24 protein-coding genes are annotated in these 25,038 nt (G+C 74.6%); 11 read left to right on the forward strand and 13 right to left on the reverse strand.

Features of this window, described 5'->3' with window-relative positions; genetic code table 11:
* Positions 1–40 precede the first annotated feature (40 nt).
* The 7 genes from M446_RS17020 (at position 41) to M446_RS17050 (ending at position 8,184) form a co-directional block, all read left to right on the forward strand.
* Positions 41–1,690, forward strand: coding sequence for a dihydroxyacetone kinase subunit DhaK (locus M446_RS17020; RefSeq protein ID WP_012333339.1), 1,650 nt, complete (start codon positions 41–43; stop codon positions 1,688–1,690).
* Between the two features lie 110 nt (positions 1,691–1,800).
* Entirely contained in the window at positions 1,801–2,754 is a 954-nt protein-coding gene (locus M446_RS17025; RefSeq protein WP_012333340.1) for a 2-hydroxyacid dehydrogenase, read from the forward strand.
* Between the two features lie 211 nt (positions 2,755–2,965).
* Positions 2,966–4,183: a plasmid partitioning protein RepA gene (repA, locus tag M446_RS17030; RefSeq protein WP_012333341.1), complete on the forward strand. Its 1,218-nt coding sequence runs from the start codon at positions 2,966–2,968 to the stop codon at positions 4,181–4,183.
* Entirely contained in the window at positions 4,180–5,241 is a 1,062-nt protein-coding gene (gene repB, locus M446_RS17035) for a plasmid partitioning protein RepB (RefSeq protein ID WP_012333342.1), read from the forward strand. Before repA ends, repB begins: the two co-directional genes overlap by 4 nt.
* A 339-nt stretch (positions 5,242–5,580) precedes the next feature.
* Positions 5,581–6,234 (forward strand): Spy/CpxP family protein refolding chaperone, encoded by a 654-nt coding sequence (locus M446_RS17040; RefSeq protein WP_043701341.1) that lies wholly within the window; start codon positions 5,581–5,583, stop codon positions 6,232–6,234.
* 16 nt (positions 6,235–6,250) lie between these two features.
* Complete coding sequence (locus tag M446_RS17045; RefSeq protein WP_012333344.1) at positions 6,251–6,943, forward strand: response regulator; 693 nt, start codon at positions 6,251–6,253, stop codon at positions 6,941–6,943.
* Entirely contained in the window at positions 6,940–8,184 is a 1,245-nt protein-coding gene (locus tag M446_RS17050) for a sensor histidine kinase (protein WP_012333345.1), read from the forward strand. The genes M446_RS17045 and M446_RS17050 overlap by 4 nt, the downstream gene beginning before the upstream one ends.
* A 33-nt stretch (positions 8,185–8,217) precedes the next feature.
* Here the strand turns inward: M446_RS17050 and M446_RS17055 are convergent, their stop codons facing one another.
* Positions 8,218–9,027, reverse strand: coding sequence for an SDR family NAD(P)-dependent oxidoreductase (locus M446_RS17055; protein ID WP_012333346.1), 810 nt, complete (start codon positions 9,025–9,027; stop codon positions 8,218–8,220).
* A gap of 155 nt (positions 9,028–9,182) precedes the next feature.
* Here M446_RS17055 and M446_RS17060 point away from each other — a divergent pair, with 155 nt between their 5' ends.
* Positions 9,183–10,082 carry a GlxA family transcriptional regulator gene (locus M446_RS17060; RefSeq protein WP_050777574.1) on the forward strand — a complete coding sequence of 300 codons (900 nt, stop codon included), beginning with the start codon at positions 9,183–9,185 and terminating at the stop codon, positions 10,080–10,082.
* A 312-nt stretch (positions 10,083–10,394) separates the two neighbouring features.
* Positions 10,395–11,015, forward strand: a complete 621-nt coding sequence (locus M446_RS17065) for a dipeptidase (protein ID WP_012333348.1) — start codon at positions 10,395–10,397, stop codon at positions 11,013–11,015.
* 115 nt (positions 11,016–11,130) lie between these two features.
* Here the strand turns inward: M446_RS17065 and M446_RS17070 are convergent, their stop codons facing one another.
* Together M446_RS17070 and M446_RS17075 are read right to left on the reverse strand one after the other, a co-directional pair.
* Positions 11,131–11,355 (reverse strand): hypothetical protein, encoded by a 225-nt coding sequence (locus M446_RS17070; protein ID WP_012333349.1) that lies wholly within the window; start codon positions 11,353–11,355, stop codon positions 11,131–11,133.
* A 165-nt stretch (positions 11,356–11,520) separates the two neighbouring features.
* Positions 11,521–12,261 (reverse strand): CBS domain-containing protein, encoded by a 741-nt coding sequence (locus tag M446_RS17075; protein WP_012333350.1) that lies wholly within the window; start codon positions 12,259–12,261, stop codon positions 11,521–11,523.
* A 215-nt stretch (positions 12,262–12,476) separates the two neighbouring features.
* Between M446_RS17075 and M446_RS17080 the strand changes: the two genes are divergently transcribed.
* A complete protein-coding gene (locus M446_RS17080) occupies positions 12,477–13,316 on the forward strand; it encodes a universal stress protein (RefSeq protein WP_012333351.1) in 840 nt (279 codons plus the stop codon).
* Between the two features lie 106 nt (positions 13,317–13,422).
* A complete protein-coding gene (locus M446_RS17085) occupies positions 13,423–15,921 on the forward strand; it encodes a phosphoketolase (protein WP_012333352.1) in 2,499 nt (832 codons plus the stop codon).
* A gap of 53 nt (positions 15,922–15,974) precedes the next feature.
* Here M446_RS17085 and M446_RS17090 read toward each other — a convergent pair whose 3' ends face one another.
* From M446_RS17090 to nifU, 10 genes are all read right to left on the reverse strand, one after another.
* A complete protein-coding gene (locus tag M446_RS17090) occupies positions 15,975–16,184 on the reverse strand; it encodes a TOBE domain-containing protein (protein WP_012333353.1) in 210 nt (69 codons plus the stop codon).
* A 202-nt stretch (positions 16,185–16,386) separates the two neighbouring features.
* Positions 16,387–16,671, reverse strand: a complete 285-nt coding sequence (locus M446_RS17095) for a ferredoxin family protein (RefSeq protein ID WP_012333354.1) — start codon at positions 16,669–16,671, stop codon at positions 16,387–16,389.
* A 40-nt stretch (positions 16,672–16,711) separates the two neighbouring features.
* Positions 16,712–18,019 carry an FAD-dependent oxidoreductase gene (locus M446_RS17100; protein ID WP_012333355.1) on the reverse strand — a complete coding sequence of 436 codons (1,308 nt, stop codon included), beginning with the start codon at positions 18,017–18,019 and terminating at the stop codon, positions 16,712–16,714.
* A gap of 11 nt (positions 18,020–18,030) precedes the next feature.
* Positions 18,031–19,140 (reverse strand): electron transfer flavoprotein subunit alpha/FixB family protein, encoded by a 1,110-nt coding sequence (locus M446_RS17105; protein WP_012333356.1) that lies wholly within the window; start codon positions 19,138–19,140, stop codon positions 18,031–18,033.
* A gap of 12 nt (positions 19,141–19,152) precedes the next feature.
* On the reverse strand, positions 19,153–20,007 hold the full coding sequence (locus M446_RS17110) for an electron transfer flavoprotein subunit beta/FixA family protein (RefSeq protein WP_012333357.1): 855 nt from the start codon (positions 20,005–20,007) through the stop codon (positions 19,153–19,155).
* A gap of 207 nt (positions 20,008–20,214) precedes the next feature.
* Positions 20,215–20,562, reverse strand: coding sequence for a nitrogenase stabilizing/protective protein NifW (gene nifW / locus M446_RS17115; RefSeq protein WP_012333358.1), 348 nt, complete (start codon positions 20,560–20,562; stop codon positions 20,215–20,217).
* 20 nt (positions 20,563–20,582) lie between these two features.
* Complete coding sequence (gene cysE, locus M446_RS17120) at positions 20,583–21,443, reverse strand: serine O-acetyltransferase (RefSeq protein ID WP_012333359.1); 861 nt, start codon at positions 21,441–21,443, stop codon at positions 20,583–20,585.
* A gap of 3 nt (positions 21,444–21,446) precedes the next feature.
* Positions 21,447–22,658, reverse strand: coding sequence for a homocitrate synthase (gene nifV, locus M446_RS17125; protein WP_012333360.1), 1,212 nt, complete (start codon positions 22,656–22,658; stop codon positions 21,447–21,449).
* A gap of 146 nt (positions 22,659–22,804) precedes the next feature.
* Positions 22,805–24,019 (reverse strand): cysteine desulfurase NifS, encoded by a 1,215-nt coding sequence (nifS, locus tag M446_RS17130; protein WP_012333361.1) that lies wholly within the window; start codon positions 24,017–24,019, stop codon positions 22,805–22,807.
* A 23-nt stretch (positions 24,020–24,042) separates the two neighbouring features.
* Entirely contained in the window at positions 24,043–25,032 is a 990-nt protein-coding gene (gene nifU, locus M446_RS17135) for a Fe-S cluster assembly protein NifU (protein ID WP_012333362.1), read from the reverse strand.
* Positions 25,033–25,038 lie beyond the last annotated feature (6 nt).

The raw sequence follows: 25,038 nt of genomic DNA on the forward strand, positions 1-25,038 counted from the left end.
GCGCCGCCCGGCCCCCGCAACGCCTCACCCCCGGTCCGCCATGACGCACTTCCTCACCCGGCGCGAGACGCTGGTCGCCGATGCCCTGGACGGGCTCCTCCTCGCCCCCGCGGAGCCCGGGCTCGCCCGCCTCGACGGCGACCCGGAGATCCGCGTCGTGCTCCGGGCCGAGCGCGACCGGACCAAGGTCGCGGTGATCTCGGGCGGGGGCGCGGGCCACGAGCCGGCGCATGCGGGCTTCGTGGGCGAGGGCCTGCTCGACGCCGCGGTCTGCGGCGACATCTTCGCCTCGCCCTCGGTGGACGCGGTCCTGGCCGCGATCCTGGCGGTGGCCGGACCGGCCGGCTGCCTCCTCGTCGTCAAGAACTACGTCGGGGACCGCATCAATTTCGGGCTGGCGGCCGAGAAGGCGCGCGCCCTCGGGCACGCGGTCGAGGTGGTCATCGTCGGCGACGACGTGGCGCTCCCGGACAGCGCGCGGCCCCGCGGGATCGCCGGGACGGTGCTGGTGCACAAGGCGGCCGGCCACGCCGCGGCGGCGGGGCAGCCCCTGGCGGCCGTGCGCGCCGCCGCCGAGGCGACGGCCCGCGCGGTGCGCACGCTCGGCGTGGCCACCGCCACCTGCGCCATCCCCGGCCAGGGGGCCGAGGCGCGGATCCCGGCCGGCGAGGCCGAGCTCGGCCTCGGCATCCACGGCGAGCCGGGCGTGCAGCGCATCGCCCTCCCTCCCCTGCCGGCGCTCGTCGCCGACATGGTCGGCCGCTTCGGCCCGGAGATCCGCGAGGCGCCGCAGCTCGCGCTCCTCGTCAACAATCTCGGCGGCGTCTCGGCCGTCGAGATGGCGGCGGTGGCCCGGGAGGTCCTGCGCGGCCCGCTCGGCCCGCGGATCGCCTGGCTGCTCGGGCCGGCGCCGGTCGTGACGGCCCTCGACATGCGCGGCTTCTCGCTCTCGCTGATGCCGGTGGACGCCGCCGCGGCGGCGATGCTGACTGCGCCCGTGCGGGCGCCGGCCTGGCCGGCGCCGCGGCGGGTGCGCGGCGAGGCGGCGGCGCTGCCGCTCCCCGCCGCGCTCCGGCCCGCGCCGGACGAGCCCTCCGCGGATCCCGCCTCGCGCCGCCTGCTGGAGGCGGCCTGCCGCGCGCTCATCGCTGCCCAGGCGGCCCTCGACGCGCTCGACGCGCGGGTGGGGGATGGCGATACCGGCACGACCTTCGCCTCCGGCGCGCGGCGCGTCCTCGCGGAGATCGACGCCCTGCCGCTCGCCGAGCCGGCCGCCCTCTGCCGGGCGCTGGCGGAGCGGCTGTCGCGGGCGATGGGCGGGTCGAGCGGCGTCCTGCTCTCGATCCTGCTGGCGGAGGCCGGGCACAGGCTGCGCGAGGGTGCGGATCCCGGCGAGGCGCTGGCCGCGGGCGTCGCCCGCATGCAGTTCTACGGCGGCGCCCGGGAGGGCGACCGGACCATGCTCGACGCGCTGCTCCCCGCCGCGCGGGCGCTGGCCGAGGGCGGCGGCCTCGCCGCGGCCGCCCGGGCGGCCCGGGCCGGGGCGCAGGCCACGGCCGCGATGGCGGCGGCGCGCTCGGGCCGGTCGAGCTATCTCGGGGTGCGGGACCTCGCCGGCACCGCGGATCCGGGCGCGGAGGCGGTCGCGCGCGCCTTCGAGGCCCTCGCGGAGGCGGCCGGCTCGCCGTGACGCGGGCCCCGCGAGGGGATCGCTACCGCCCCGCCGTCGACGCCGGCCCCGCGGCCGGACCCCGCCCGGGCCCGAGAGCCTTGACCCGGGCCCAAGCAGGAGGAGACCCGATGCACGAACCGATCGCCTTCGTCGGCAGCCTGGACGCGCGGGAGGAGGCCGCCTTCCTGGCGGCGCTCCGCGCGGCCCTCCCGGAGGAGAGCCTCGTCCCGTTCCGCGCCCTCACCCCGGCGCAGCGGGAGGCGGTCAGGGTCGCCGTGGTGGCCAATCCCGATCCCGCCGAGGTCGCGCGCCTGCCCCGCCTCGCCTGGATCCAGAGCCTGTGGGCGGGGGTCGAGCGCCTCGTGCGCGATCTCGGCGCGGCCGGCGTGCCGATCGTCCGGCTGGTGGATCCGGAGCTCGCCCGCACCATGGCCGAGGCGGTCCTGGCCTGGACCTTCTTCCTGCAGCGCGACATGCCGGCCTACCGGCGCCAGCAGGAGGCCGGGATCTGGCGGCCCCTGCCCTATCGCGCCCCGGCCGAGATGACGGTCGGCCTGCTCGGGTTCGGGCTGCTCGGCGCGGCGGCCGCGGGGCGGCTCGACGAGGCGGGGTTCCGGGTCGCCGCCTGGAGCCGCACGCCGCGGGCGCGGCCCGGCGCGGAGGCGGGCGCGACGCTCGCCGGGCCGGACGGGCTGGCGCGGCTCCTCGCCGGCAGCGACGTGGTCGTCTGCCTGCTGCCGATGACGCCGGCGACGCGCGGCCTCCTCGGCGCGGCACAATTCGCCGCCATGAAGCCGGGGGCGGCCCTGATGAATTTCGGGCGCGGCCCGATCGTCGCCACCGACGCGCTCCTCGCCGCGCTCGAGTCCGGGCAGCTCTCCCACGCCGTCCTCGACGTGTTCGACACCGAGCCGCTGCCCCCCGAATCCCCGCTCTGGCGGCATCCCGGGGTGACGGTCCTGCCCCACGTCACCGCGCCGACGAACCCCCGCAGCGCCGCCGCCATCGTGGCGGAGAACCTGCGCGGCTACCGGCGGACCGGGCGCATTCCCGCCGCCGTGGACGCGGCGCGGGGCTACTAATCCCGCGCCACCGATCCCCGCCGGGGCGCGCGACCCGTCCGCCGACGCCCCTGCGCCGTCGCGGGCTCCCCTCCCCTCCCCCGCAAGCTTGCGCGAGGCTTGCGTCGCCGCACCGCGACGCCTCGCGGGCGATTGCGAATCGGAGCCGTTTCGGAAAGTTTGCAGTCTTGGCGCCGATTCGGCGGTTTTTCTGCAAACGGGGCGTGAAAACATGAACCAGGCCGCCACCGCGATCCCGGCGCCGCCGCTGCCGATCTCGCCCAGCGCGATGATCGGCGCGCACGCGGCCGTGCTGCGCGCCCAGCTCCAGGCGATCTCCTCGGGCCTGTTCCCGCCGCTCTCGGCCAAGACGCTGCGCCGCTTCACCTCGGCCGAGGTCGCCCGCATCATCGGCATCACGGTCTCGCGCCTGCAGCAGCTCGCCGCCGAGGGGCTCGGCCCCCAGCCCGAGGTCTCGCCGACCGGGCGGCGCTCCTACAGCCTCGCGGACATTCACGGGCTTCGCGCCTACCTGGACGAGCAGGCCCGGGCCGGCCGGCGCTACCAGCCGCGCCGCGGCGAGGGCGACCCGCTCCAGGTCGTCGCGGTCGCCAACTTCAAGGGCGGCTCGGGCAAGACCACGACCTCGGCCCACCTCGCCCAGCACCTCGTGCTCAAGGGCTACCGCGTGCTCGCCCTGGACCTCGACCCGCAGGCGAGCCTCTCGGCCCTGCTCGGGGTGCAGCCGGAGCTGGAGGTGGGCGAGAGCGAGACGCTGTTCGGCGCCATCCGGTACGATGCCGCCCGCCGCCCCCTCGAGGCGATCATCCGGCCGACCTACTTCACCGGCCTCGACCTCGTGCCGGCCAATCTCGAACTGATGGAGTTCGAGCACGAGACGCCGCGCGCGCTCGGCCTGCGCCGGCCCGGCGAGCCGCTGTTCTTCGACCGGGTCGCGCAGGCGATCGAGTCGGTGGAGGAGCGCTACGACGTCGTGGTGATCGACTGCCCGCCGCAGCTCGGCTACCTGACCCTGTCGGCCCTCTGCGCCGCCTCCGCCCTGCTGATCACCGTCCATCCGCAGATGCTCGACGTCGCCTCGATGAGCCAGTTCCTGGCCATGACCGAGGACCTGCTCGGCGTCGTCGCGGAGCATGGCGGGCGCCTGCAATACGATTGGCTGCGCTACCTCGTCACCCGCTACGAGCAGCAGGACGCGCCGCAGACCCGGATCGTCGGCATGCTGCGGACGCTCTTCGAGGACGCGGTGCTGACCGCGCCGATGCTCAAATCCTCGGCCATCTCGGATGCGGGCCTGTCGAAGCAGACCCTGTACGAGATCGGCCGCGAGGGCGTCACCCGCTCGACCTACGACCGGGCGCTCGAGTCCCTGGAGGCGGTGAACGGCGAGATCGAGGGGCTGATCCGCCGGGCCTGGGGGCGCGCATGAGCCGGAAATCGAACCTCGACGCGCTGTTCGCCGCCAAGCCCGTGCACAAGCCCGTGCACTTGCCGGCGCCCCTGCCCGCGCCCTCGCCCGAGCCGGACGGGTTTGCAGCTGCAAACCAGACCCCGGACGGGACCGAGTTTGCAGCTGCAAACCCGCCGGCCGCGCCGCGGCGCCGCAGCGGCGCCATCGGGGCGATGAGCCAGACCCTGCGGGGGCTGGCCGCCCAGGCCGACGCCGCCGCGAGCCTCGAAGCCGGCTCGGCCGTGGTCGAGATCGAGCCCGGGCTGATCGACGCCTCCTTCATCGCCGACCGGGTCGCCGACCCGACCGACCCGAGCCTCGCGAGCCTCGTCGAGAGCGTGCGCGAGAGCGGCCAGCAGGTGCCGGTCCTGGTGCGGCCGCACCCGGTCAGCGCCGGCCGCTACCAGATCGCCTACGGGCGCCGCCGCGTGCGGGCGGCGCAGATCCTGGCCCGGCCGGTGCGGGCCGTGATCCGGCCGCTCACCGATGCCGAACTCGTTATCGCCCAGGGCAAGGAGAACCTGGAGCGGCGCGACCTGAGCTATATCGAGCGGGCCTTCTTCGCCCGGCGGCTGGAGGAGCACGGCTTCCCGCGCGACACGATCACGGCGGCGATGGGGGTCGGCAAGGGCGACCTCTCGACCCTGATCTCGGTCGCCCGCACGGTGCCGGATGACATTCTGGCGGCGATCGGCCCGGCCCCGGCCGCCGGTCGGCCGCGCTGGATGCTGCTCGCCGAGGGGATCCGGACGGCGGACCGCGCCGCCCTCTCGGCCCTGCTCGCCGATCCGGCCTTCCGGGCGAAGCCGACCGACCAGCGCTTCGCCGCGATCCTGGCCGCGGTCGCGGCACCGCCGGCGCGGGGCGGGCGGCCCCAGGTCTGGACGGACCCGCAGGGCCGCAGGCTCGCCCGCGTCGAGCGCGGCGCCGACCGCGTCGCGCTCTCCTTCGACGAGCGCCTTGAGCCGGGCCTCGCGGACTACATCCTTGACCAGCTTCCCGAGATCCTGGCCGCCTACCGCCGGTCCAGAAGCTGATCCGGGATCCGGTCGGTCGAAGTGCATCCCGGATCACGCGCCCGCGCGGCGCGTGAGCGAAGCCCACTATCCGTCATCCCGAGGGGACCAACCGGATTCGGGATGAGCCGCGCCCGCGCTCCCGGCGGGCGCCCCGGCCCGCATTAAGGATAACGCGAAGGATAACGCGGGCACCCGCCGCCCGCGATCCGGGCGCGGCCCGGCATCGGGGAGGCGCGGGACGCCGCCCCGCGCCGCGGCGCCGCGTTCACAAAACTTTACATGCGGCCGCGAGAGGCGAAACCTGCCCGCGTCATGGTCCGGCCTGACGACGCGCTTCGCGTCAAGGGAGACACCACGATGAGCAACGGTGCGATGAACGGCCCCGCCGCGCAGGCGCCGGCCCCGCGGCGGATTCTGCGCCGGACCGCCCTGGCCCTCGGCCTCCTGCTCGCCGGTGGCACGGCCGGCCTCGCCGTCGCGATGGGCGGCGCCCCGGACGGCTTCGGCTTCCGGGATCCCGGCCAGCGCCTCGCGCGCCTGCAGTTCATGGCCCGGCGCGCGCTCGACTCGGTCGGGGCGACCTCGGACCAGGAGAACCGCATCCACGACATCATCGCCTCGGCCTCGGCCGCGCTGATGAAGGAGGGGCCCACGCACGAGGAGATGCGCCGGCGGCTCGCGGACCTCCTGAAGGCCCCGACCGTCGACCGGGCCGCCATCGAGGCCCTGCGCGCCGAGATGGTGCGCAGCGTCGATGCGCGCTCCAAGATCATCGCCGGGGCGCTCGTGGACGCCGCCGGACAGGTCAGCGCCGAGCAGCGCGCCAAGCTCGTCGACCGCGTCGCCAGCGCCATGGAGCAGCATCGCGGCTTCGGCCGCTGGCGGCATCCCTGGGGCGGGGAGGGCGGGCGTCCCGAGCGCGGGCCGGGCTGGCCCCAGTTCGGCGGAGCCGGCCCGCAGCCCGGCGGAGCCGGGCCGCAGCCCGGCGGAGCCGGGCCCGAGAGGAACTGACGGAGGCGCGACCGCCATGGCCGAGAGACTGCTCCTCATCGACGACGACCGGCGCCTCGCCGCGATGGTGGCGGAGTACCTCTCGGCCGAGGGCTACGCGGTCGCCTGCCAGCCCACGGCGCGGGAGGGCCACGACGCCCTCCGGCGCGAGCGCTTCGACGCCGTGATCCTCGACGTGATGCTGCCGGACGGCGACGGCTTCGAGCTCTGCCGCCAGATCCGCACCCACTCGCGGGTGCCGATCTTGATGCTGACCGCCAAGGGCGAGGACACCGACCGCATCATCGGCCTGGAGATCGGGGCCGACGATTACCTGCCCAAGCCCTTCAACCCGCGCGAGCTGCTCGCGCGCATCCGCGCCCTGCTGCGGCGCCAGCGCGCCCCGCAGGAGGCCCGGCTCGATTTCGGGCGGCTGCAGATCGATCCCGGATCCCGGGTCGTGCGGCTCGACGGGGTGGAGCGGCGGCTCACCAGCCACCAGTTCGACCTCCTCCTCGCCTTCGCGACCCATGCCGGGCGGGTGCTCAGCCGCGAGCGGCTGATGGACCTCGTCAAGGGCGAGGATCTCGACGCCTTCGACCGCTCCATCGACGTGCACGTCTCGCGCCTGCGGGCGCTGATCGAGGACGATCCCCGCCACCCGCGCCGCCTCCTCACCATCCGGGGCGCCGGCTACGTCTTCGCCCGCGAGCAGGATGCCGAGCGGTGAGGTCGGTCCGGCGGCGCCTGTTCTGGAAGATCTACCTGACCCTGCTGGCGAGCCTGGTCGGGGCCGCCATCGCCATGGCGGGCCTGTGGTGGATGCTCGGCGAATCGCCCCACAAGCGCTGGGAGGCGCTGGAGACCCACATCGCCCACGAGGCCGTGGCCCTCGCGGGTCCTCCCGCCGAGGCCGAGCCGGCGGTGCGGCGCCTCAGCGGGCTGTTCGGGGCGGACGCGGCGCTCTACGACCGCGGCGGCGCCTTGCTCGCGGCGCGCGGGACCCGCGCCGTCCTGCTCGGCGGGGAGGCGACCGGGCCGCCGGTGCGCTGGGTGCTGCGCTCCGCGCTGCCGGACGGGCGGACCCTCCTGGTCAGCATCCATCCCTCGCCGAGCACGCGGATCGCCCGCATCGCCACCCTGACCCTGCTGGTCGCGGCCTTCGTGGCCCTCGCGGCCTTCCCGGTCACGGCGCGGCTGACCCGGCGGCTCGAGCGGCTGCGCGCCGGGGTGGCCCGTTGGGGGGAGGGCGACCTGCGCGCGCGGGTCGACGAGGGCGGCGGCGACGAGGTCGCGGCGGTGGCGCGCACCTTCAACCTCGCGGCGGGCCGGGTCGACGCGCTGCTCGCCGCGCAGCGCCGCCTCCTCGCCAATGCCAGCCACGAGCTGCGCTCGCCGCTGGCGCGGTTGCGGATGGCGGTCGATCTCTGGGCGGGCCGGCCCGAGGCGGCCCGGGCCGAGATCGTGCGCAACCTCGGCGAACTCGACACCCTGGTGGACGAGATCCTGCTGTCGAGCCGCCTCGACCACGCCGAGGCCGGGCTCGACCGGCGCGAGACCGTGGACCTGCTCGGCCTCGCCGCCGAGGAGGCGGCCCGGGTCGGGGCGGAGGTCGAGGGGGTGCCGGTGAGCGTGCGGGGCGACCCGGTCCTGCTGCGGCGCCTGCTGCGCAACCTCCTGGAGAACGGCGCCGCCCACGGGGCGCCGCCGGTCCGGGTGCGGGCCGAGCCGTCGGGCGCGCGCGCCCGGCTCGTGGTGAGCGATCACGGCCCCGGCATCCCGGCCGCCGAGCGCGAGCGGGTCTTCGAGCCCTTCTACCGCCCGCGGGGCCGCCGGGAGGAGGCGGGCGGCTGGGGCCTCGGCCTCTCGCTCGTGCGGCAGATCGCGCAGCGCCACGGCGGCCTCGCCCTCTGCGAGGGCGCGGAGGCCGGGGGCAGCCGGTTCGTGGTGGACCTGCCGCGGGCGCCCTGAGGCCGGCTCGGGCGGGCCGGGCGGGGAGGGGGGTCAGGCCCGGGCCGCGCCGACCCGGTAGCGCGCCGCCGGCTCCGCGCGGGACAGGTTCGGCAGCAGGGCCTGCCGGGCCGCCTCGTAGGCCTGCCACTGGGCGGCGTCGGGCAGGGACGGGATGGTGACCACTTCGCCCGCGTCGAGGCCGGCCAGGGCGGCATCGACCAAGTCGGCGGCGCGCATCACGATCTCGCCCGGCAGGTGCTCGACCGGCACGCCCGCGAGGCCCCAGAACGCGGTCGCGGTGGCGCCGGGCAGCACGGCCTGGACGCGCAGGCCCTTGCCGGCGAGTTCGTGGTGCAGGGACTGGCTGAAGGCGAGGACGAAGGCCTTGGCGCCGCCGTAGACGCCGTTCAGCACCTCCGGCCCGATCGCGACGCTCGAGGCGATGTTCACGATCGTGCCGCGGCCGCGCGCCGCGAAGGCCGGCGCCGCCGCGTAGGTCAGGCGCATCAGCGCGGTCACGTCGAGGTCGATCAGCCTCTCCATCGCGTCGACGTCCGAGGCGAGGAGCGGCGCGGTGGCGCCGATGCCCGCATTGTTGACGAGCATCGTGAGGCTCGCGTCGCTGGCGGCGAGCCGCTCCACCGCGCGCAGGTCGGTCCGGTCGCCGAGATCGGCCGCCACCACCTCCACCGAGCGGCCGGTGCGGTCGGCGAGTCCGGCGGCGAGGTCGGCGAGCTTGGCCCGGTTGCGCGCCACCAGGACGAGGTCGTGGCCGCGGGCGGCGAGGCGGTCGGCGTAGATCGCGCCGATCCCCGAGGAGGCGCCGGTGACGAGGGCGGTGCCGAGGGACGAGAGGGTCATGGATCTGCTCCGTGGCGGGCGGCGCGGGGCCGCGTTCCGGTGAGCCGAGGAATACGCCCCCTGGCGCGCGTCTCATATGTCGTATATCCCTCGTTTCGGGACGGGGCGGAGGCAGCGTCGTGCGGGTCGGCTTCGTGATTTTCCCGGGCTTCCAGATGATGAGCCTGGCGGCGGGCTCGGTGTTCGAGTTCGCCAATCTCTGCGCCGGGGAGCGGGTCTACGACCTCGCGACCGTCTCCGAGGCGGGCGGCCCGGTGCCGAGCTCGACCGGCCTGGAGGTGAGCAGCCGCCCGATGCGGGACGAGGTCTTCGACACGCTGCTGGTCGGCGGCGGCGTCGACCTTCCACGGCCGAGCGCGGGCCTGCTGGCCTGGGTCGCGACCCGCCTGCCGGAGGTGCGCCGCCTCGGCGCGATCTGCACCGGCGCCTTCGTTCTCGCGCAGGCGGGTCTCCTCGACGGGCGGCGCGCGACGACGCACTGGCTCTTCGCCCGCACGCTCCAGGCCCGGTTCCCCGCCGTGCGGGTGGAGGAGGACCGCATCTTCATCGTCGACGGGCCGGTCTGGACCTCCGCCGGCATGACGGCGGGCGTCGACCTCGCCCTGGCGATGGTGGAGAAGGATCTCGGCGCCGAGATCGCCCGCTCGGTGGCGCGCAAGCTGGTGATGTATCACCGCCGGGCCGGCGGCCAGACGCAGCATTCGGAGCTGCTCGACCTCGCGCCGAAATCCGACCGGATCCAGGCCGCCCTGACCTTCGCGCGCCGCAACCTTCGGCGCGACCTCACCGTCGAGCAGCTCGCCGAGGCGGCGGCGCTGAGCCCCCGCCAGTTCAGCCGCGCCTTCCGGGCCGAGACCGGCCAGTCGCCCGCCAAGGCCGTGGAGCAGCTGCGCGTCGAGGCGGCGCGGCTGATGCTGGAGCAGACGCGCCACCCGGTCGAGACGGTCGCCCGCGAGGCGGGCTTCTCCGATCCCGAGCGGATGCGCCGGGCCTTCCTGCGCGCCTTCGGCCAGCCGCCCCAGGCCCTGCGCCGCGTCGCCCGCGCGGCGGCGTGAGGGGAGGGCGCCCGCGCGGGGCCGGCCAGGGAAGGGGGCCATCGCCCGTGCGAGGAATCGGCTGCGTCCTGCCGGAAACCCGCAGTCGCATGTCGGGCCGGCTTCCCCAATGCCTAGCGAGGATGTCCGAATATTTCGCCGCTGCGCAGACGAGAATCGTCTTGCACTCGGATGCGGCGGCGCCGAGAGGCTGTTATGGCCCGCACAACACCTGTCCTCAATTCATAAGGTCCTCCAGAAGAGGCGGCACGTCCCTCGGCTCCGCGATGGCCCCGATCTCGCCGCCGCGCGCGCCCGCGCTCCGCGATTCTGGTGGCGGCCGGAGGGGCGGATTTCCTGGAAGGCGAACTCGGCCGCCTGGAGGAGGCCTATCGCCGTGCGGCCCTGCGCCACCTGCAGCTCACGCATGACCGGGTCGATGCCCTCGGGGACATCCAGACCGAGCCGCCCGTCCACGGCGGCCTGACCGCCTTCGGCGCGGAAGTGATCCGCCATTGCGAGGCGCTCGGCGTGATCGTCGATGTGGCGCATGGGACCGGGAGCCTCGTGCGCCGGGCGGCCGAGGTCGCCCGCAAGCCCCTCGTTCCGTCGCACGCCTCGCTGGCGATGGATCCGACGCGCCGCATCACGCCGCATCACGCCCGGATCGTGGCCGGGACGGGCGGGGTCGTCGGCATCTGGCCGCCGGCGCGCGTGTTTCAGGACCTGGCGGCGCTGGCGGAGGGCATCGCCCGCATGGCGGAGGTGGTCGGTCCCGCCCATGTCGGGCTCGGCTCGGACATGATGGGACTGGTGGGGCCGAGCGCCCTGCCGGACTGCGCGCGACTCCCGGATCTCGCCGCCCACCTCCTGCGGCGCTTCACGCCCGACGAGACCGTCGGCATCCTGGGTGGGAATTATTGGCGGGTGGCTCGGGCCTGCCTCGCGGCCTGACGCCTCATCCCCCATCCGCTTGATCCCTTCGGGACGGCGGCTTCGGGCTTCGCTCAGGCGCCGCGCGGGCGCGTGATCCGGGATCCGCCGTGATCGACCGGATCCCGGATTACTCCTACGCGGCCGCCCGCCCGCGCCCGAGCGGGGCGAGCCGCGCCTGGAGCGCCTCCTTCTCGCGCCGCGCGGCCGCGAGGGCGCGCCGCAGGTGGCGGATCTCCTCGTGCAGGTAGCCGGCATCGACCGCCATCTCGACGCAGTGGTCCTGGGCCTCGGCGAGTTGCCGGCGCAGGTCGGCCAGGTCGGCGACGAGTTCCAGGAGCACCAGGGTGGGATCGGGCATCGCGACCTCCGCGCAACGGCATCACGGGCCGGGACGGGCCCGGCACCGCCCGGCATCCGCGCCGTCCGCCTAACGGAGTCTTACCGAAACCCGCGGTATCGGGCCGGGCGCGGCAACGCCTTCGCAAGCGCCCCGCACGCGCTGTGGACGGCGCGGGCGCGCCGCTCAGCGGGTCCGCGCCTCGCCCTCCGGCTCGTCCCCCAGGGCGATCCGCGCGAGGCCCGAGAGCGGGTCGACGAGGGTGAGGTGGTCGTGGACGACGCGCACCCCGGGCACGCCCTCGGCGGCGGCGCGGATCGCCGGCCGCTGGCGCTCGTCGGTCAGCGCCCCGCGCAGGGTGACGGCGCCGTCCTCCACCGCGACGTCGATCAACTCCAGCGGGATCACGCCCGCATCCAGGCAGGCCGCCTCCACGTCGGTGCGGATCGCCGCGTCCTCCCGGGGCGGCGCCTCGCGGGCGGCCCGCAGGGCGTCGTGCAGGGCGCGCAGGAGATCCGCCCGGGTCACGATCCCGACGAGCCGCCCGTCCTCGACGATCGGCACGCGCCGGATGCGCCGGCGCGCCATCAGCCCGACGATGTCGTCGAGGGGCGTCTCGGGCGAGGCGGTGACGACCTCGCGGGTCATCGCGTCGCCCACCCGGTGCCCGCATTCCCGGGCATAGGCGGCGGCCAGCCGGCCCGGGCTGAGCAGGTAGCGGATCCAGGCGGGATGCGGGCGCGCGGTGCCGATCTCCCGGCGCGCCACCAGGTCGCCCTCGGTCACGATGCCGACGAGGCGGCCCGCCGCGTCGAGGATCGGCAGGCCGCTGATCCGCTTCTCCAGCATCAGGGCGGCCGCCAGTTCGAGCGAGAGGTCGGCCCGCCCGCACGTCACCTGCGTGGTCATGATCTCGCGCGCGCGCATCCGTATCCTCCCGCTTCCCTCGCCGTGTCCCCCGCCCGCGGGGATCCTCGGGACCGAGATTAGGCGCGGCCCGCGTCCGGCGGCCTGATCCAGATCAGGCCGCCCTCCGGAACGGACCGGCTTTGCGCGGGATCAAGGCCCGGACGAGGGGAGGGGGCATCCTCGTCCGGCGGCCGGGGAGGTCCGGCCGCCCCGTGCCCGGAGATCTCGCCGCCATGCTCGACGCCCTCAGGAGCCTCCTCGTCGGGATCACCGAGGGGGCCGGCGTGCAGACCCCCTCGGCGGCCCTCGCCTACGGCCTGTCCCTGGCCCGGGAGGCCGGGGCGCACCTGACCGTGCAGGCGATGACGGTCGAGATCGTCGTGCCGAATGCCTGGATCAGCGGCTTCGCGGCCGCCCTCGCCGAGACCGAGAACGCGCGCCTGCGCGGCCTCGCCTGGGCCGCCGCGGAGGCGGCCCGGGCCGAGGCGGCGGCGGCGGGCCTGCGCTGCACGGCCCGCGCCCAGGCGCTCGGCGCCGCCGACCTCTTCGCCCTGCTCGCCGCCCGGGCGCGCGTCAACGACCTCACGCTCCTCGATGCCGAGCCGAGCCTGCTCGCCACCCAGCGGGGCCTGATCGAGGACCTGATCCTCTACGGCGGCGGCCCGCTCCTGGTCGTCCCGCCCGGCTGGACGGAGTTCCGCGCCGCGCGGGCCGTGGTCGCCTGGGACGGCAGCGCCGCGGCCTCCCGCGCGCTGCGCGACGCGCTGCCCCTGCTGCGCCAGGCCCGTGACGTCCACGTCGTCACCGTGACGGCGCCGGGCCGGTCCGACGAGGCCGTGCCGGGCGCGGAGGTCGGCCCCTTCCTGGCGCGGCACGGCGTCGCCGCGACCCTGGTCGACCTGCCCGGGGAGGACGGCGTCGCCGGGACGCTGCGCCGGCACGCGGTCGAGGCGCGGGCCGACCTCCTGGTGATGGGCGGCTTCGTCCATGCCCGCCTGCGCGAGATGGTGCTCGGCGGCGTCACCGCCGCCCTGCTCACGGACTGCCCCGTGCCCCTGCTCCTCGCGCACTGATTGACCGCACCCGAACCGTGATCCACGTCAATGACGAGCCGGCCCGGCTGGTGAAACTCCCGGTTGAGGCCGGGCGCGACCGCCGGCCGCGACGCGGAGCGATGCGATGACGGGAACGGCGGGAACGACGCGGGCGACGGCTTCGGTGCGGGGCAGGGACGGGTCCGTGCCCGGGCCCCTCGCCCCGCACGACCTCGCCGGCCTCGACGCCTACTGGAGGGCGGCGAACTACCTCTCGGTCGGGCAGATCTACCTGATGGAGAACCCGCTGCTGCGCGAGCCGCTGACGCCCGCGCAGGTGAAGCCGCGGCTCCTCGGCCACTGGGGCACCACGCCGGGGCTGAACTTCATCTACGCCCACCTGAACCGGGTGATCCGCGCGCGCGACCTCGACATGATCGCGGTCTGGGGCCCGGGCCACGGCGCGCCGGGGCTGGTGGCCAACGCCTACCTGGAGGGCACCTACAGCGAGATCTACCCGGACGTCGCCCAGGACGAGGCCGGGATGGCCCGCCTGTTCCGGCAATTCTCCTTCCCGGGCGGGATCCCGAGCCACGCCTCGCCGGAGCTGCCCGGCTCGATCCACGAGGGCGGCGAGCTCGGCTACTCCCTCGTCCACGCCTTCGGGGCCGCCCTCGACAATCCCGACCTGATCGTCGCCTGCGTGGTGGGCGACGGCGAGGCCGAGACCGGGGCGCTCGCCGCCTCCTGGCACTCGGCGAAGTTCCTCGACCCGCGCCACGACGGCACCGTCCTGCCGATCCTCCACCTCAACGGCTACAAGATCGCCAACCCGACCATCCTCGCCCGCATGCCCGAGGCGGAGCTGAGGAGCCTCCTCGTCGGCTACGGCTACGACCCGATCATGGTGGCGGGCGACGAGCCCGCCCCGATGCACCAGGCCATGGCGGCGGCCCTCGACGACGCCCTCGACCGCATCGCGCGGATCCGGCACGAGGCCGCGGCGGAGCGCCCGCGCTGGCCCATGATCGTGCTGAGGAGCCCGAAGGGCTGGACCGGCCCGGCGCAGGTCGACGGCAAGCCCGTGGAGGGGACCTGGCGCGCCCACCAAGTCCCGGTGGCGGCGATCCGCGACAACCCCGAGCACCTCGCGATCCTCGACGCGTGGCTGCGCTCCTACGCGCCGGAGACGCTGTTCGACGCGGCCGGGCGCCTGCGGCCCGACCTCGCCGCCCTGGCGCCGCGCGGCGAGCGGCGGCTCTCGGCCAACCCGCAGGCCAATGGCGGGCGCCACCCCAAGCCCCTGCGCCGGCCGCCCCTCGCGCAGCACGCGATCCCAGTCCCGGCGCCGGGCGCCACGGAGGCGGAGGCGACGCGGGTGCTCGGCGGCTACTTGCGCGACCTCCTCTCCCTCAACGCCGAGGCCCGCAACCTGCGCATCATGGGGCCGGACGAGACCGCCTCGAACCGCCTCGACGCGGTGTTCGGGGTGACGGACCGCGCCTGGCAGGAGCGGATCCTGCCCGGCGACGAGCATCTCGGCCGCTTCGGGCGGGTGATGGAGGTGCTGAGCGAGCAGCTCTGCGAGGGCTGGCTCGAAGGCTACCTGCTCACCGGCCGCCACGGCCTGTTCGCGAGCTACGAGGCCTTCATCCACGTCGTCGACTCGATGGTGAACCAGCACGCCAAGTGGCTGAAATCGGCCCGGGCGCTGCCCTGGCGGCGGCCGGTGCCGTCGCTCAACCTGCTGCTCTCGTCCCACGTCTGGCGCCAGGACCACAACGGATTCAGCCACCAGGACCCGGGCTTCATCGACTTCATCGCCAACAAGCGGGGCGACACCGCGCGGGTCTACCTGCCGCCGGACGCCAACACCCTGCTGTGGGTGGCGGATCACTGTCTGGGCACGCACGACCGCATCAACGTCATCGTGGCCGGCAAGCAGCCGGCGCCGCAATGGTTCTCCCCCGAGGCGGCGGCGCGCCACTGCGAGGCCGGGCTCGGCGTCCTCGACTTCGCCTCGACGGAGGGGCAGGGGGAGCCGGACGTGGTGATGGCCTGCGCCGGGGACGTGCCCACGATGGAGACGCTCGCGGCGGTGGACGCGCTCCGCCGCGCGGTGCCCGACCTCGCCATCCGCGTCGTCAACGTCGTCGACCTGATGACCCTGGCCTCGCCCGACGCGCACGAGCACGGCATCGACGACGCGGCCTTCGACGGGATCTTCACCCGGGACCGGCCGGTGATCTTCGCCTATCACGGCTATCCCTGGCTGATCCACCGGCTCACCTACAAGCGGACGAACCACGCGAACTTCCACGTCCACGGCTTCATCGAGGAGGGGACGACGACGACCCCCTTCGACATGGCGGTGATGAACCGCCTCGACCGCCACCACCTCGCCATCGCGGCCCTGCGCCGCGTCCCGCGCCTCGGCGCCCGGGCGGGCCGGGTCGAGCGCGCCCTGCGGGAGCGGCTCGCCATCCACCGCGAGCACGTCTGCCGGACCGGGGAGGATCTGCCCGAGATCCGCGACTGGCGCTGGGGGGAGGGGGAATGGCCGCCGGCCGCCTCCGCGGATCCGTCCCGCGAGGAGGATGCGGATCCGCGCGACCTCGAGGCGGGCTGGCAATTCATGAGCTGAGGCGGCGGGGCGCGGCCCGGCGCGCGAGGCGCCCGGGCCGCGCCCCGGGAGGATCAATCCACCGCGACCATCACGTCCGACGCCTTCACCACCGCGTAGGCGTCGCCGCCGGCCGCCAGGGCGAGCGCGTCGACGGATTCGTTCGTGATCGAGGCGGTCACGATCTGGCCGGGCGCGATCTCGATCTTGACGTGCGCCGTCGTGGCGCCCTTCTCGACCGAGACCACCTTGCCCTTCAGGACGTTGCGTGCACTGATCTTCATGTTGCCTCCAGGACGGGATCCGGGGGGAACCCTCCGGCGCGACGTTACCGCACCGCCGGATCGCAGCATAGACGGTTCGTCGGCGGCGCGAAATCTTTCGTTACTCTGGGTCATGGGACCGAGATGCGGCGGCGTGCCGAGGTGACCCGCCCGGCCGTCCCGGCCGGGCGCCCCGCCGAACCGCGCGACATCTTCGCGCCCCTCAGCCGAACTTGAACAGCACCCCGAAGCCGCCGCGGGGATAGTTCCACTCGATCTCCCCGGACGGCTCGCACAGCACCCGGCAGGTGCCGCACTCGAAGCAGCCGTCCGGCACCACCTCGACCTGCCCGCCGTCGCTCAGGCTGTAGCAGCCCGCGGGGCAGAGCCGCGTCATGGCGAGCAGGTTGGGCGACGGCTCGACGTGGGGCGCGATGCGGATGTGGGGGCGCCCCACATCCACCACGTAGCGGTTCTGGTAGAGCTTCTCTTCGACGCGCGCGGTCATGACGGGCCTCCGGTGATGCGGTGGATGGGGTGGCGCCCGCTCAGCGCCACGCGCGGGCGACGCGCACGGCGTCGCCGATCAGCCCCGGCAGGGAGCGCCGGCGCACGACGCTGCGCCAGGTCGCGCGCTCCTTCTCGCGCTTGGGCACGCCGTCGACGCGCAGGAAGTTCTGCGCCGCCTTCGACATCAGCTCCGGGTAGGTGAGGAAGAAGTTCTTGGAATGGGTATGCAGCAGGGCCGGCATATCCTTGTACTTCTTCATGTCCTTCATCACGAAAGACTCCTCGACCATCTTGCGGTAGAGGGCGAGGTTGGCGGCGGTCGGGGGAAGGCGCCGGCTCTTGAGCTGGAAGATGGCCTCGGCGGCGAGCCGCCCGGTGGTCATCGCGAGGTTCGAGCCCTCGCGGTGGATGGCGTTGTTGAACTGCGCGGCGTCGCCGACCACGACCCAGCCGTCGCCGCAGAGCTGCGGGATCGCCCTGTAGCCGCCCTCCGGGATCAGGTGGGCGGCGTATTCCTTCACCTCGGCCCCGGCGAGCAGCGGGGCCACCGAGGGGTGCTTCTTGAAGGCGTCGAGCAGCCCGTAGGGCGTCTCGGCCCCGTCGCGGTAGTCGGAGACGAGGCAGCCGAGGCCGACCGACAGGCTCTCCTTGTTGGTGTACAGGAAGGCCATCCCGGTCATGCCGCGGGAGATCGTGCCGATCGCCTCGATCACGACGCCCTCATCCTCCCGCAGGTTGAAGCGGGCGTCGATCGTCTCGGCGGGCAGGAAGTGCATCTCCTTGACGGCGAGCGCGACGTGGTCTGGGCGCGGGATCGGCCGCAGGCCGGTCCGCGAGCCGAGGAGCCCGTTGACGCCCTCGGCCAGCACCACCACGTCCGCGTGGACGACGCCCCCGCCCCGGTCCGTGCGCACCCCGATCACCCGGCCCGAGGGGTCGCGGATCAGCTCGGTCGCGGTCGTCTCGCAGAGCAGCGTCGCGCCCGCCTCCTGCACCTGGCGCGAGAACCAGCGGTCGAACTGGGTGCGGATGATCGTGTAGCGGTTCGGCTTCTCCTCGTTGAAGTCGTCGGAGCGATAGTGCATGCCGACATGCGAGGTGCCGTCCATGATCCAGAGGCGCTGCTCCAGCACGTGGCGCTCGAGCGGCGCGTCCTCGCGGAAGTTCGGGACGAGCTGCTCCAGCATGTCGGCGTACAGGATGGCGCCCTGGACGTTCTTGGAGCCGGCGGTCTCGCCGCGCTCCAGCTGCAGCACCTTGAGGCCGCGCTTGGCCAGGGTGAGCGCGCAGGCGTTGCCGGACATGCCGGCACCCACCACGATGGCGTCGAAGGTCTCTACGGTCATGGCGGGGCTCCTCAGCCGGCGAGTCGGTCGCGGGAATGGGGCGAGAGGCGCCGCCGGAAGGCCTCGGTCAGCGCCGGCAGCAGCCGGATCGCGTCGGCCACGACGCCCAGATGGGCGAAGTCGAAGATCGGCGCGTTGGGATCGGTGTTGATGGCGACGATGAGGTCGGCGCCCTCGACCCCGACCCGGTGCTGGATCGCGCCCGAGATGCCGGCCGCGATGTAGAGCTTCGGGCGGATCGTCTTGCCGGTCTGCCCGATCTGGCGGTCGGAGGTGATCCAGCCCTTCTGCACGAGGGGCCGGGAGCCGCCGAACTCGGCTCCGAGCGCCAGCGCGAGGTTGCGCACGAGCTGGAAATTCTCGGCTGATTGCAGGCCGAGCCCGCCCGCCACCACCACGTCCGCGTAGGCGAGGTTGGCCCTGGAGGCGTCCCGGTCGGCCACGAAGGACAGGACCTTGGTGACGATGTCCGCCTCCGCTATGGCGAGGCCGCGGGCGATGACCGGGCCGACCGGCCGCTCGACCCGCGCGGGCATCGGCATCACCCGCGGGCGCACGGTCGCCATCTGGGGCCGGTAGTTCAGGGTGTAGATCGTGCAGAGCAGCGAGCCGCCGAAGGTCGGCCGGGTCGCGCCGAGCGACTTGTCGGCGTCGACGTCGAGCTCGGTGCAGTCGGCGGTGAGGCCGGTGAGCAGGGTCGTGGCGACCGAGCCCGCGAGGTCGCGCCCGAGCGTGGTGGCGCCCAGCAGCAGGATCTCGGGCTTGTAGGCGTCGACGAGGTCGGTCAGCGCCTTCGTGTAGGGCTCGGTGCGGTAATGGGCGAGGACCGGATCCTCGCAGAGATAGACCCGGTCGGCGCCGTAGCAGAAGGCCTCCGCCACCGCCGCGCGGGTGCCGCTCTCGGGTGCACCGATCACCACCCCGGCGAGCGAGACGCCGAGCTTGTCGGCGAGGCGCCGCCCGGCCCCCATCAGCTCCCAGGAGACCGGGTGGACCTGGCCCCGCTCCAGTTCCACGAACACCCAGACGTGCTGGTAGGCCCGGAAATGCTCCGGGAGCTCCTTCTTCGTCCCGGCGCGGCCGCCGGCCGCCGGTTTCGACTCGGGCTTGGCTTGGCTCATGGCGTCCTCCTGTCACTGGCCGGCCGCGAGGCGGGCGAGGTCGTCTTCGAGGCCGGGGCTGCGGGCGAACAGCGCCTCGATCAGCCCCTCGGCGAGGCCCGCCGCGTCGCGCCCGTGGGTCGGCACCAGGGCGGCCTTCTCCGCCCGGGACGCGGGCGCGAAGACGCGCTTGACGACCGTGGGCGAGCCGCGCAGGCCGCAGCGCGCGATGTCGGCGATGCCGGCCTCCCTGGCGCTCCAGGTCACGATCTCGGCCCGGGCGGCGCGCAGGGCCTCCGCGAGGCTGCCGCGCCGCATCTCGTTGATCCCCTCCAGCACCGTCACGAGGCAGGGCAGGCGGGTCCGCAGCACCTGCACGCCGCCCTCGGCGCGCCGCTCCACCGTGACGGAGCGGGCCGAAAGGTCGAGTTCCGCGATCCGCGCCACGTAGGTGAGCTGCGTCAGGTTCAGGCGCTTGGCGATGCCGGGGCCGACCTGCGCGGTGTCCCCGTCGATCGTCTGCTTGCCGGTGAAGACGATGTCGGGCGGCCCCCAGGTCGCGCCGATCCGGCCGATCGCGGTCGCGAGCGCGAAGCTCGTCGCCAGCGTGTCGGAGCCCGCGAAGACGCGGTCGGTGAGCAGCACCGCCCGGTCCGCCCCGAAGCCCAGGGCCTTGCGCAGGGAATCCGCCGCCATGGGCGGCCCCATGGTCAGCACCGTCACCTCGCCGCCGTGGCGGTCGCGCAGCCGCAGGGCCGCTTCGAGCGCGAACAGGTCGTAGGGATTGATGATCGTCGGCACGCCCTGCCGCATGATCGTGTTCGTCACCGGATGCACCCGGATCTGTCCGGAATCCGGCACTTGCTTGATGCAGACCACGCTGTGCATGTCGCTCACCCTGCTGGAAGCGCGGCGAGATCGCCGACTCCACTGTCTTCCTCTCGACGTTGAGGCATTCGCCGTGCCAGGCCGGATGATCGGCCTGGGTCTTCGCTTTCAATGACTTGGAGCGTCACCTGGGGACACTTGGAGCGTCGCTCGGATGATCGCTCGGATGTGGGTGTCGGATCGGTGTCGGCTTGCCGACACGGTGAGTCAGGATTGCGTCAGGGGGTGCAGGATGTCGGCCAGGGGCACGAAGGCGCCCCGCGCCGGCGGGCGCTCGGGATCGTGCTCCCTGAGCACCTTGAAGACCCGCTCGGCGAGCGGGGTCGAGGTCGCGAAATCCCGGTAGGCGCGCTCCAGCGTGTCGCGGGCGGCGCGCCGGACGGCGTCGTCGTCGAGCCCCGCGAAGGAGGTGGTGGCGAGGTACTGGCCCATCCGCTTGAGGATGTGCAGGCGCGCGACGCGCAGCACCTCGGGCGCGTAGGGCAGGTCGAGGACCTGGAAGAACTCCTCGGCGCTCGACAGGGCGGCGAGGCGGTCGAGGCAGGGCGACGACATGGGAGTCTCCTCGGAGGGGATCAGGTCGGGTCGGACGGCTCGGCGGCGGGCGCCGGCGCGGCCGCGAGACGGGTTTCCAGGCGCTCGATCCGGGCCGCGAGGGCGACCAGGGCGGCGCCGAGGGGATCGGGCAGGCGGTGATGCTCCAGGTCGATGCGCCCGTCGGCGCGCGGGCGGCCCGCACGGGCCGCGGCGACGAGGCGGCCCGGCACGCCGACCACGGTCATGCCGGCCGGCACGTCCGTGATCACCACCGAGTTGGCCCCGACCCGGGCCCCGGCGCCGACCTCGACCGGCCCGAGGATCTTGGCGCCCGCGCCGACCAGGACGCCGTCGCCGAGGGTCGGGTGGCGCTTGCCGGGCGTCCAGGAGGTGCCCCCGAGCGTGACGCCGTGGTAGAGCGTGACGTCGTCCCCGATCACCGCGGTCTCGCCGACCACCACGCCGGCGCCGTGGTCGATGAAGAAGCGCCGCCCGATCCGGGCGCCCGGATGGATGTCCACGTTGGCGACGAGGCGGGCCGCCCAGGAGACGAGCCGGGCCGCGTACTTGAGGCCGCCGCGCCAGAGCCGGTGGGCGAGGCGGTGCAGGATCACCGCGTGCACCCCCGGATAGGTGGTGACGATCTCGACGAGGTGGCGCGCCGCCGGGTCGCGCGAGCGGACGCAGGCGACGTCCTCGGCGATCTGCCGCCAGAGCGGCGGCTCCCGGGCGGCCGTCCCGGCCCGGGCGCCGGCGCATTCGGATCCCGCTCCGGGGGCCGCCCCGGCGGGGAGGGGAGGCGCCCGCCGCGCCGCCTGCGCCGCGGAGGCGCGGGCGAGGCGCCCGAGCTCCGCGATCTGAAGCGCCCGCAGCCGGCGCGCGCGCGATCCCATGATCATCGCTCAGCTCCCCGCGGCGGCGAAGCGCGGCAGCGGCCGCGCGCTCATCAGGCACTCGTCGTGGAGGCGCCGCAGCAGGCCCGGCGGCACCGCCGCCTTGGTGCGCACCGCCGCCGCCCGGACCCGTTCCAGGAGGTCGCGGGCGACCTCCGCGTCGAGGCTGCGCCCCTGCGCCGCGAGGGCGCTGGCGAGCGCCGCCACCCCCGAATGCTTGCCGATCACGATGCGGTGGCTGCGCCCGAGCATCCCGGGATCGAGCGCCTCGTAGGTCGCCCGGTCCCGCAGCAGCCCGGCGACGTGGATGCCGGATTCGTGGGTGAAGATGTCCTCGCCCACGATGGCCTTGCCGCGCGGCAGGGGACGCTCGGCCGCCGCCGCGACGGCGGCGGCGAGCGGGCGCAGCGCGCGAAGGTCGATCCCGGTCGGCCCCTGGCCGAACCGCGCCAGCGCCACCGCCACCTCCTCCAGGGCGGCATTGCCGGCCCGCTCGCCGAGCCCCGTCACGGTGACGCTGGCGTGGCGCGCCCCCGCCCGCAGCGCCGCCAGCGTGTTGGCGGTGGCGAGGCCGAGATAGTCGTGGGCGTGGAATTCGAGGGCGAGGTCGGTGGCCGCGGCGAGGCGCCGGACCAGGGCGTCGGCGGCGAAGGGATCGAGCACGCCGAGCGTGTCGGCGAGGCGCAGGCGCTCGGCGCCCGCCGCCCGCGCCGCTTCGGCGACGCGGCAGAGGAAGTCGGGATCGGCGCGCGAGGCGTCCTCGGCGCCGACCGCCACCGCGAGGCCGAGGCGCCGCGCGCGCGCCACCGTCGCGGCGACCGCGTCGAGGGCGAAGGCGCGGTCGCGGCCGAGCTTGCCGCGCAGCTGGGCGTCCGAGACCGGGATCGAGTGGTTGACCGCCGGCACGCCCGCGGCGACCGCGGCGAGGAGGTCGTCCTCGCGCATCCGGCACCACGCGATCACCCGCAGGGGCAGCCGCAGCGAGACGATGGAGCGGATCGTCTCGATCTCGTCCTCGCCCATGGCCGGCGTGCCGGCCTCGATCTCCGGGACCCCGGCCGCCGCGAGGGCCTCGGCGATCTCGATCTTCTCGCGGCGGGTGAAGGCGACGCCCGGGGCCTGCTCGCCGTCGCGCAGGGTGGTGTCGTTGAGGAACACGGTCCGGGCGGAGGGCGGCCCGGACGGTGCGGGGGGAGGGGAGGCGGAGGACGGTTCCGGCATGGCGCGCTCCGGGTGGGGGGACGGGGGCCTGGAGCGGGCGCGTCCGGGGGACCCGCGACCCGCTCCAAGTCGCGGTGTCTTGGTCTCGGTGTCTTGGTCTCGGTGCCTTCGGCATTTCCCTCGCCGCGGCGGCGGGGTGCCGGGCGTCAGGCGTAGACGGGATTGAAGGACGCGGCCTCGCTTCCCGTCCCGCTCCAGAACGGGGACAGGTCGCGCAGCTTGCCGACGATGCCCGGCATGGCCTCGAGCACCCGGTCGACCTCCTCGCCCGTCGTCTCGCGCGAGAGCGAGAAGCGGATCGCCCCGTGCGCCGCCGTGGCGGGCACCTTCATGGCGCGCAGCACGTGGGAGGGTTCGAGCGAGCCCGAGGTGCAGGCCGAGCCCGAGGAGGCGGCGATCCCCGCCCGGTTGAGCAGGAGCAGGATGCCCTCGCCCTCGATATACGCGAAGGCGACGTTGGCGGTGTTGGGCAGGCGGTGATCCGGGTCGCCGGTGACGAAGCAGTGCGGGATGCGCTGCAGCAGGCCCTTCTCCAGCCGGTCGCGCAGGGCGCCGACCCGGATCGCGTCCGCGGCGAGCCCCTCCGCGGCGATCCGCGCCGCCGCGCCGAGGGCGACGATGCCCGGGATGTTCTCGGTGCCGGCGCGCCGGCCCCGCTCCTGGTGGCCGCCGCGCAGGAGCGGCCGGACGCGCAGGCCGCGCCGCAGGTAGAGCGCCCCGACGCCCTTCGGCGCGTGCAGCTTGTGGGCCGAGAGCGACAGCATGTCGATCGCCGTCGCCTTGAGGTCGATCGGCACCTTGCCCACCGCCTGCACCGCGTCGGTGTGGAACATCGCCCCGTGCGCCTTCGCCTCCTCGGCGAGGTCCGCGACCGGGAAGATCGTCCCGGTCTCGTTGTTGGCCCACATGATCGACACCACGGCGACCCGCTCCGACAGGGCCGCGCTGTAGGCCGCCCGGTCGAGCCGCCCCTTCCCGTCGACCGGGATGACGTGGACCTTGATGCCCCGGTTCTTCTCCAGGTGGCTGCACAGGGAGAGCACGGCCGGGTGCTCGACCGCGCTGGTGACGATCTCCCGCCGCCGCGGGCTCACCTCCAGGGCGGAGAGGATCGCGGTGTTGTCGCTCTCGGTGCCGCCCGAGGTGAAGACGATCTCGGAATCGTGGGCGGCGCCGAGCAGCGCCTGGACCTCGCCCCGCGCCGCCCGCACGGCCCCGCCCACCGCCGCCCCGAAGGCGTGCATGGAGGAGGCGTTGCCGAAATGCTCGGTGAGGAACGGGAGCATGGCCTCCACGACCCGGGAATCGACCCGGGTGGTGGCGTTGTTGTCGAGATAGGCCGTGGTGTGGGTCGCGGTCATGGTCGCCTCCGGGCGGTCTGGGGCTACTTCACCGGGACGACCCGGAGCGGGAGGCCGAGGGCCTCGATCAGGCGCTGCTGCACGCCCGCCACGGTGACGCTCGCCATCTGGCAGCCGACGCAGGCGCCCGAGAGCCGCACGCTCACCACGGTGCCCTCCACCTCGACGAGTTCGCAGTCGCCCCCGTCGCGCTGGAGCACGGGCCGCAACGCCTCGATCGCCTTGTCGATCAGCCGGATGCGCTGCATCGGGGTGAGCGCGGCGGGCGCGAGCGGGCTCTGGGGCGAGGGGAACGCCCTGGTGCCGGCGCCCGGCGCCGCACTGGCGCCCGGCGCCGGGGGATCCCCGAATGCCTGGGCGAGCCGGGGCTTGCTCTTCAGGCTGCGGGGATCCGCCGCCCCGATCCGGTAAGCGGCGCCCGCCGCGAGCAGGCCGGCCTCGACCATCTCCCGGTTGACGCGGGCGAGCGTGCCCTCGATCGCCTCGAAGCAGGTCAGGCAGCCGCCGCCCGCCTTGGTGTAGAAGGTGACCTGCTCGGGCGTGGTCAGGCCGTTGGCGCGCACCGCCCGCTCGATCATGCCCTCGTCGACGCCGAAGCACTTGCAGACGAGGGCGCCCTCCTCATGGTCGTCCTCGACCGTCTCGCCGCGGTAATGGGCGACCGCGGCCTGCAGCGCCTCGTAGCCCATCACCGAGCAGTGCATCTTCTCGGGCGGCAGGCCGCCGAGGAAATCCGCGATGTCCTGGTTGCTGATGGCCAGCGCCTCGTCGACCGTCTTGCCGATGACGATCTCGGTCAGCGCCGAGGAGGAGGCGATGGCCGAGCCGCAGCCGAAGGTCTGGAACTTGGCCTCGGTGATCACCTCCGTCTCCGGATCGACCTTGAGCATCAGCTTGAGCGCGTCGCCGCAGGCGATCGCCCCGACCTCGCCGACCGCGTTCGCCTCCGCGAGCAGGCCCGCATTCTTCGGATTGAAGAAGTAGTCCTTGACCTTGTCGGAATAGTCCCACATGGCGCG

Source organism: Methylobacterium sp. 4-46 (assembly GCF_000019365.1).
Lineage (GTDB): Bacteria > Pseudomonadota > Alphaproteobacteria > Rhizobiales > Beijerinckiaceae > Methylobacterium.

Coding starts and splice junctions, on each gene's coding strand:
- M446_RS17020 (WP_012333339.1), top strand. CDS start 41: ATGACGCACTTCCTCACCCGGCGCGAGACGCTGGTCGCCGATGCCCTG.
- M446_RS17025 (WP_012333340.1), top strand. CDS start 1,801: ATGCACGAACCGATCGCCTTCGTCGGCAGCCTGGACGCGCGGGAGGAG.
- repA (WP_012333341.1), top strand. CDS start 2,966: ATGAACCAGGCCGCCACCGCGATCCCGGCGCCGCCGCTGCCGATCTCG.
- repB (WP_012333342.1), top strand. CDS start 4,180: ATGAGCCGGAAATCGAACCTCGACGCGCTGTTCGCCGCCAAGCCCGTG.
- M446_RS17040 (WP_043701341.1), top strand. CDS start 5,581: ATGAGCAACGGTGCGATGAACGGCCCCGCCGCGCAGGCGCCGGCCCCG.
- M446_RS17045 (WP_012333344.1), top strand. CDS start 6,251: ATGGCCGAGAGACTGCTCCTCATCGACGACGACCGGCGCCTCGCCGCG.
- M446_RS17055 (WP_012333346.1), bottom strand. CDS start 9,027: ATGACCCTCTCGTCCCTCGGCACCGCCCTCGTCACCGGCGCCTCCTCG.
- M446_RS17060 (WP_050777574.1), top strand. CDS start 9,183: ATGATGAGCCTGGCGGCGGGCTCGGTGTTCGAGTTCGCCAATCTCTGC.
- M446_RS17070 (WP_012333349.1), bottom strand. CDS start 11,355: ATGCCCGATCCCACCCTGGTGCTCCTGGAACTCGTCGCCGACCTGGCC.
- M446_RS17075 (WP_012333350.1), bottom strand. CDS start 12,261: ATGCGCGCGCGCGAGATCATGACCACGCAGGTGACGTGCGGGCGGGCC.
- M446_RS17080 (WP_012333351.1), top strand. CDS start 12,477: ATGCTCGACGCCCTCAGGAGCCTCCTCGTCGGGATCACCGAGGGGGCC.
- M446_RS17085 (WP_012333352.1), top strand. CDS start 13,423: ATGACGGGAACGGCGGGAACGACGCGGGCGACGGCTTCGGTGCGGGGC.
- M446_RS17090 (WP_012333353.1), bottom strand. CDS start 16,184: ATGAAGATCAGTGCACGCAACGTCCTGAAGGGCAAGGTGGTCTCGGTC.
- M446_RS17095 (WP_012333354.1), bottom strand. CDS start 16,671: ATGACCGCGCGCGTCGAAGAGAAGCTCTACCAGAACCGCTACGTGGTG.
- M446_RS17100 (WP_012333355.1), bottom strand. CDS start 18,019: ATGACCGTAGAGACCTTCGACGCCATCGTGGTGGGTGCCGGCATGTCC.
- M446_RS17105 (WP_012333356.1), bottom strand. CDS start 19,140: ATGAGCCAAGCCAAGCCCGAGTCGAAACCGGCGGCCGGCGGCCGCGCC.
- M446_RS17110 (WP_012333357.1), bottom strand. CDS start 20,007: ATGCACAGCGTGGTCTGCATCAAGCAAGTGCCGGATTCCGGACAGATC.
- nifW (WP_012333358.1), bottom strand. CDS start 20,562: ATGTCGTCGCCCTGCCTCGACCGCCTCGCCGCCCTGTCGAGCGCCGAG.
- cysE (WP_012333359.1), bottom strand. CDS start 21,443: ATGATCATGGGATCGCGCGCGCGCCGGCTGCGGGCGCTTCAGATCGCG.
- nifV (WP_012333360.1), bottom strand. CDS start 22,658: ATGCCGGAACCGTCCTCCGCCTCCCCTCCCCCCGCACCGTCCGGGCCG.
- nifS (WP_012333361.1), bottom strand. CDS start 24,019: ATGACCGCGACCCACACCACGGCCTATCTCGACAACAACGCCACCACC.
- nifU (WP_012333362.1), bottom strand. CDS start 25,032: ATGTGGGACTATTCCGACAAGGTCAAGGACTACTTCTTCAATCCGAAG.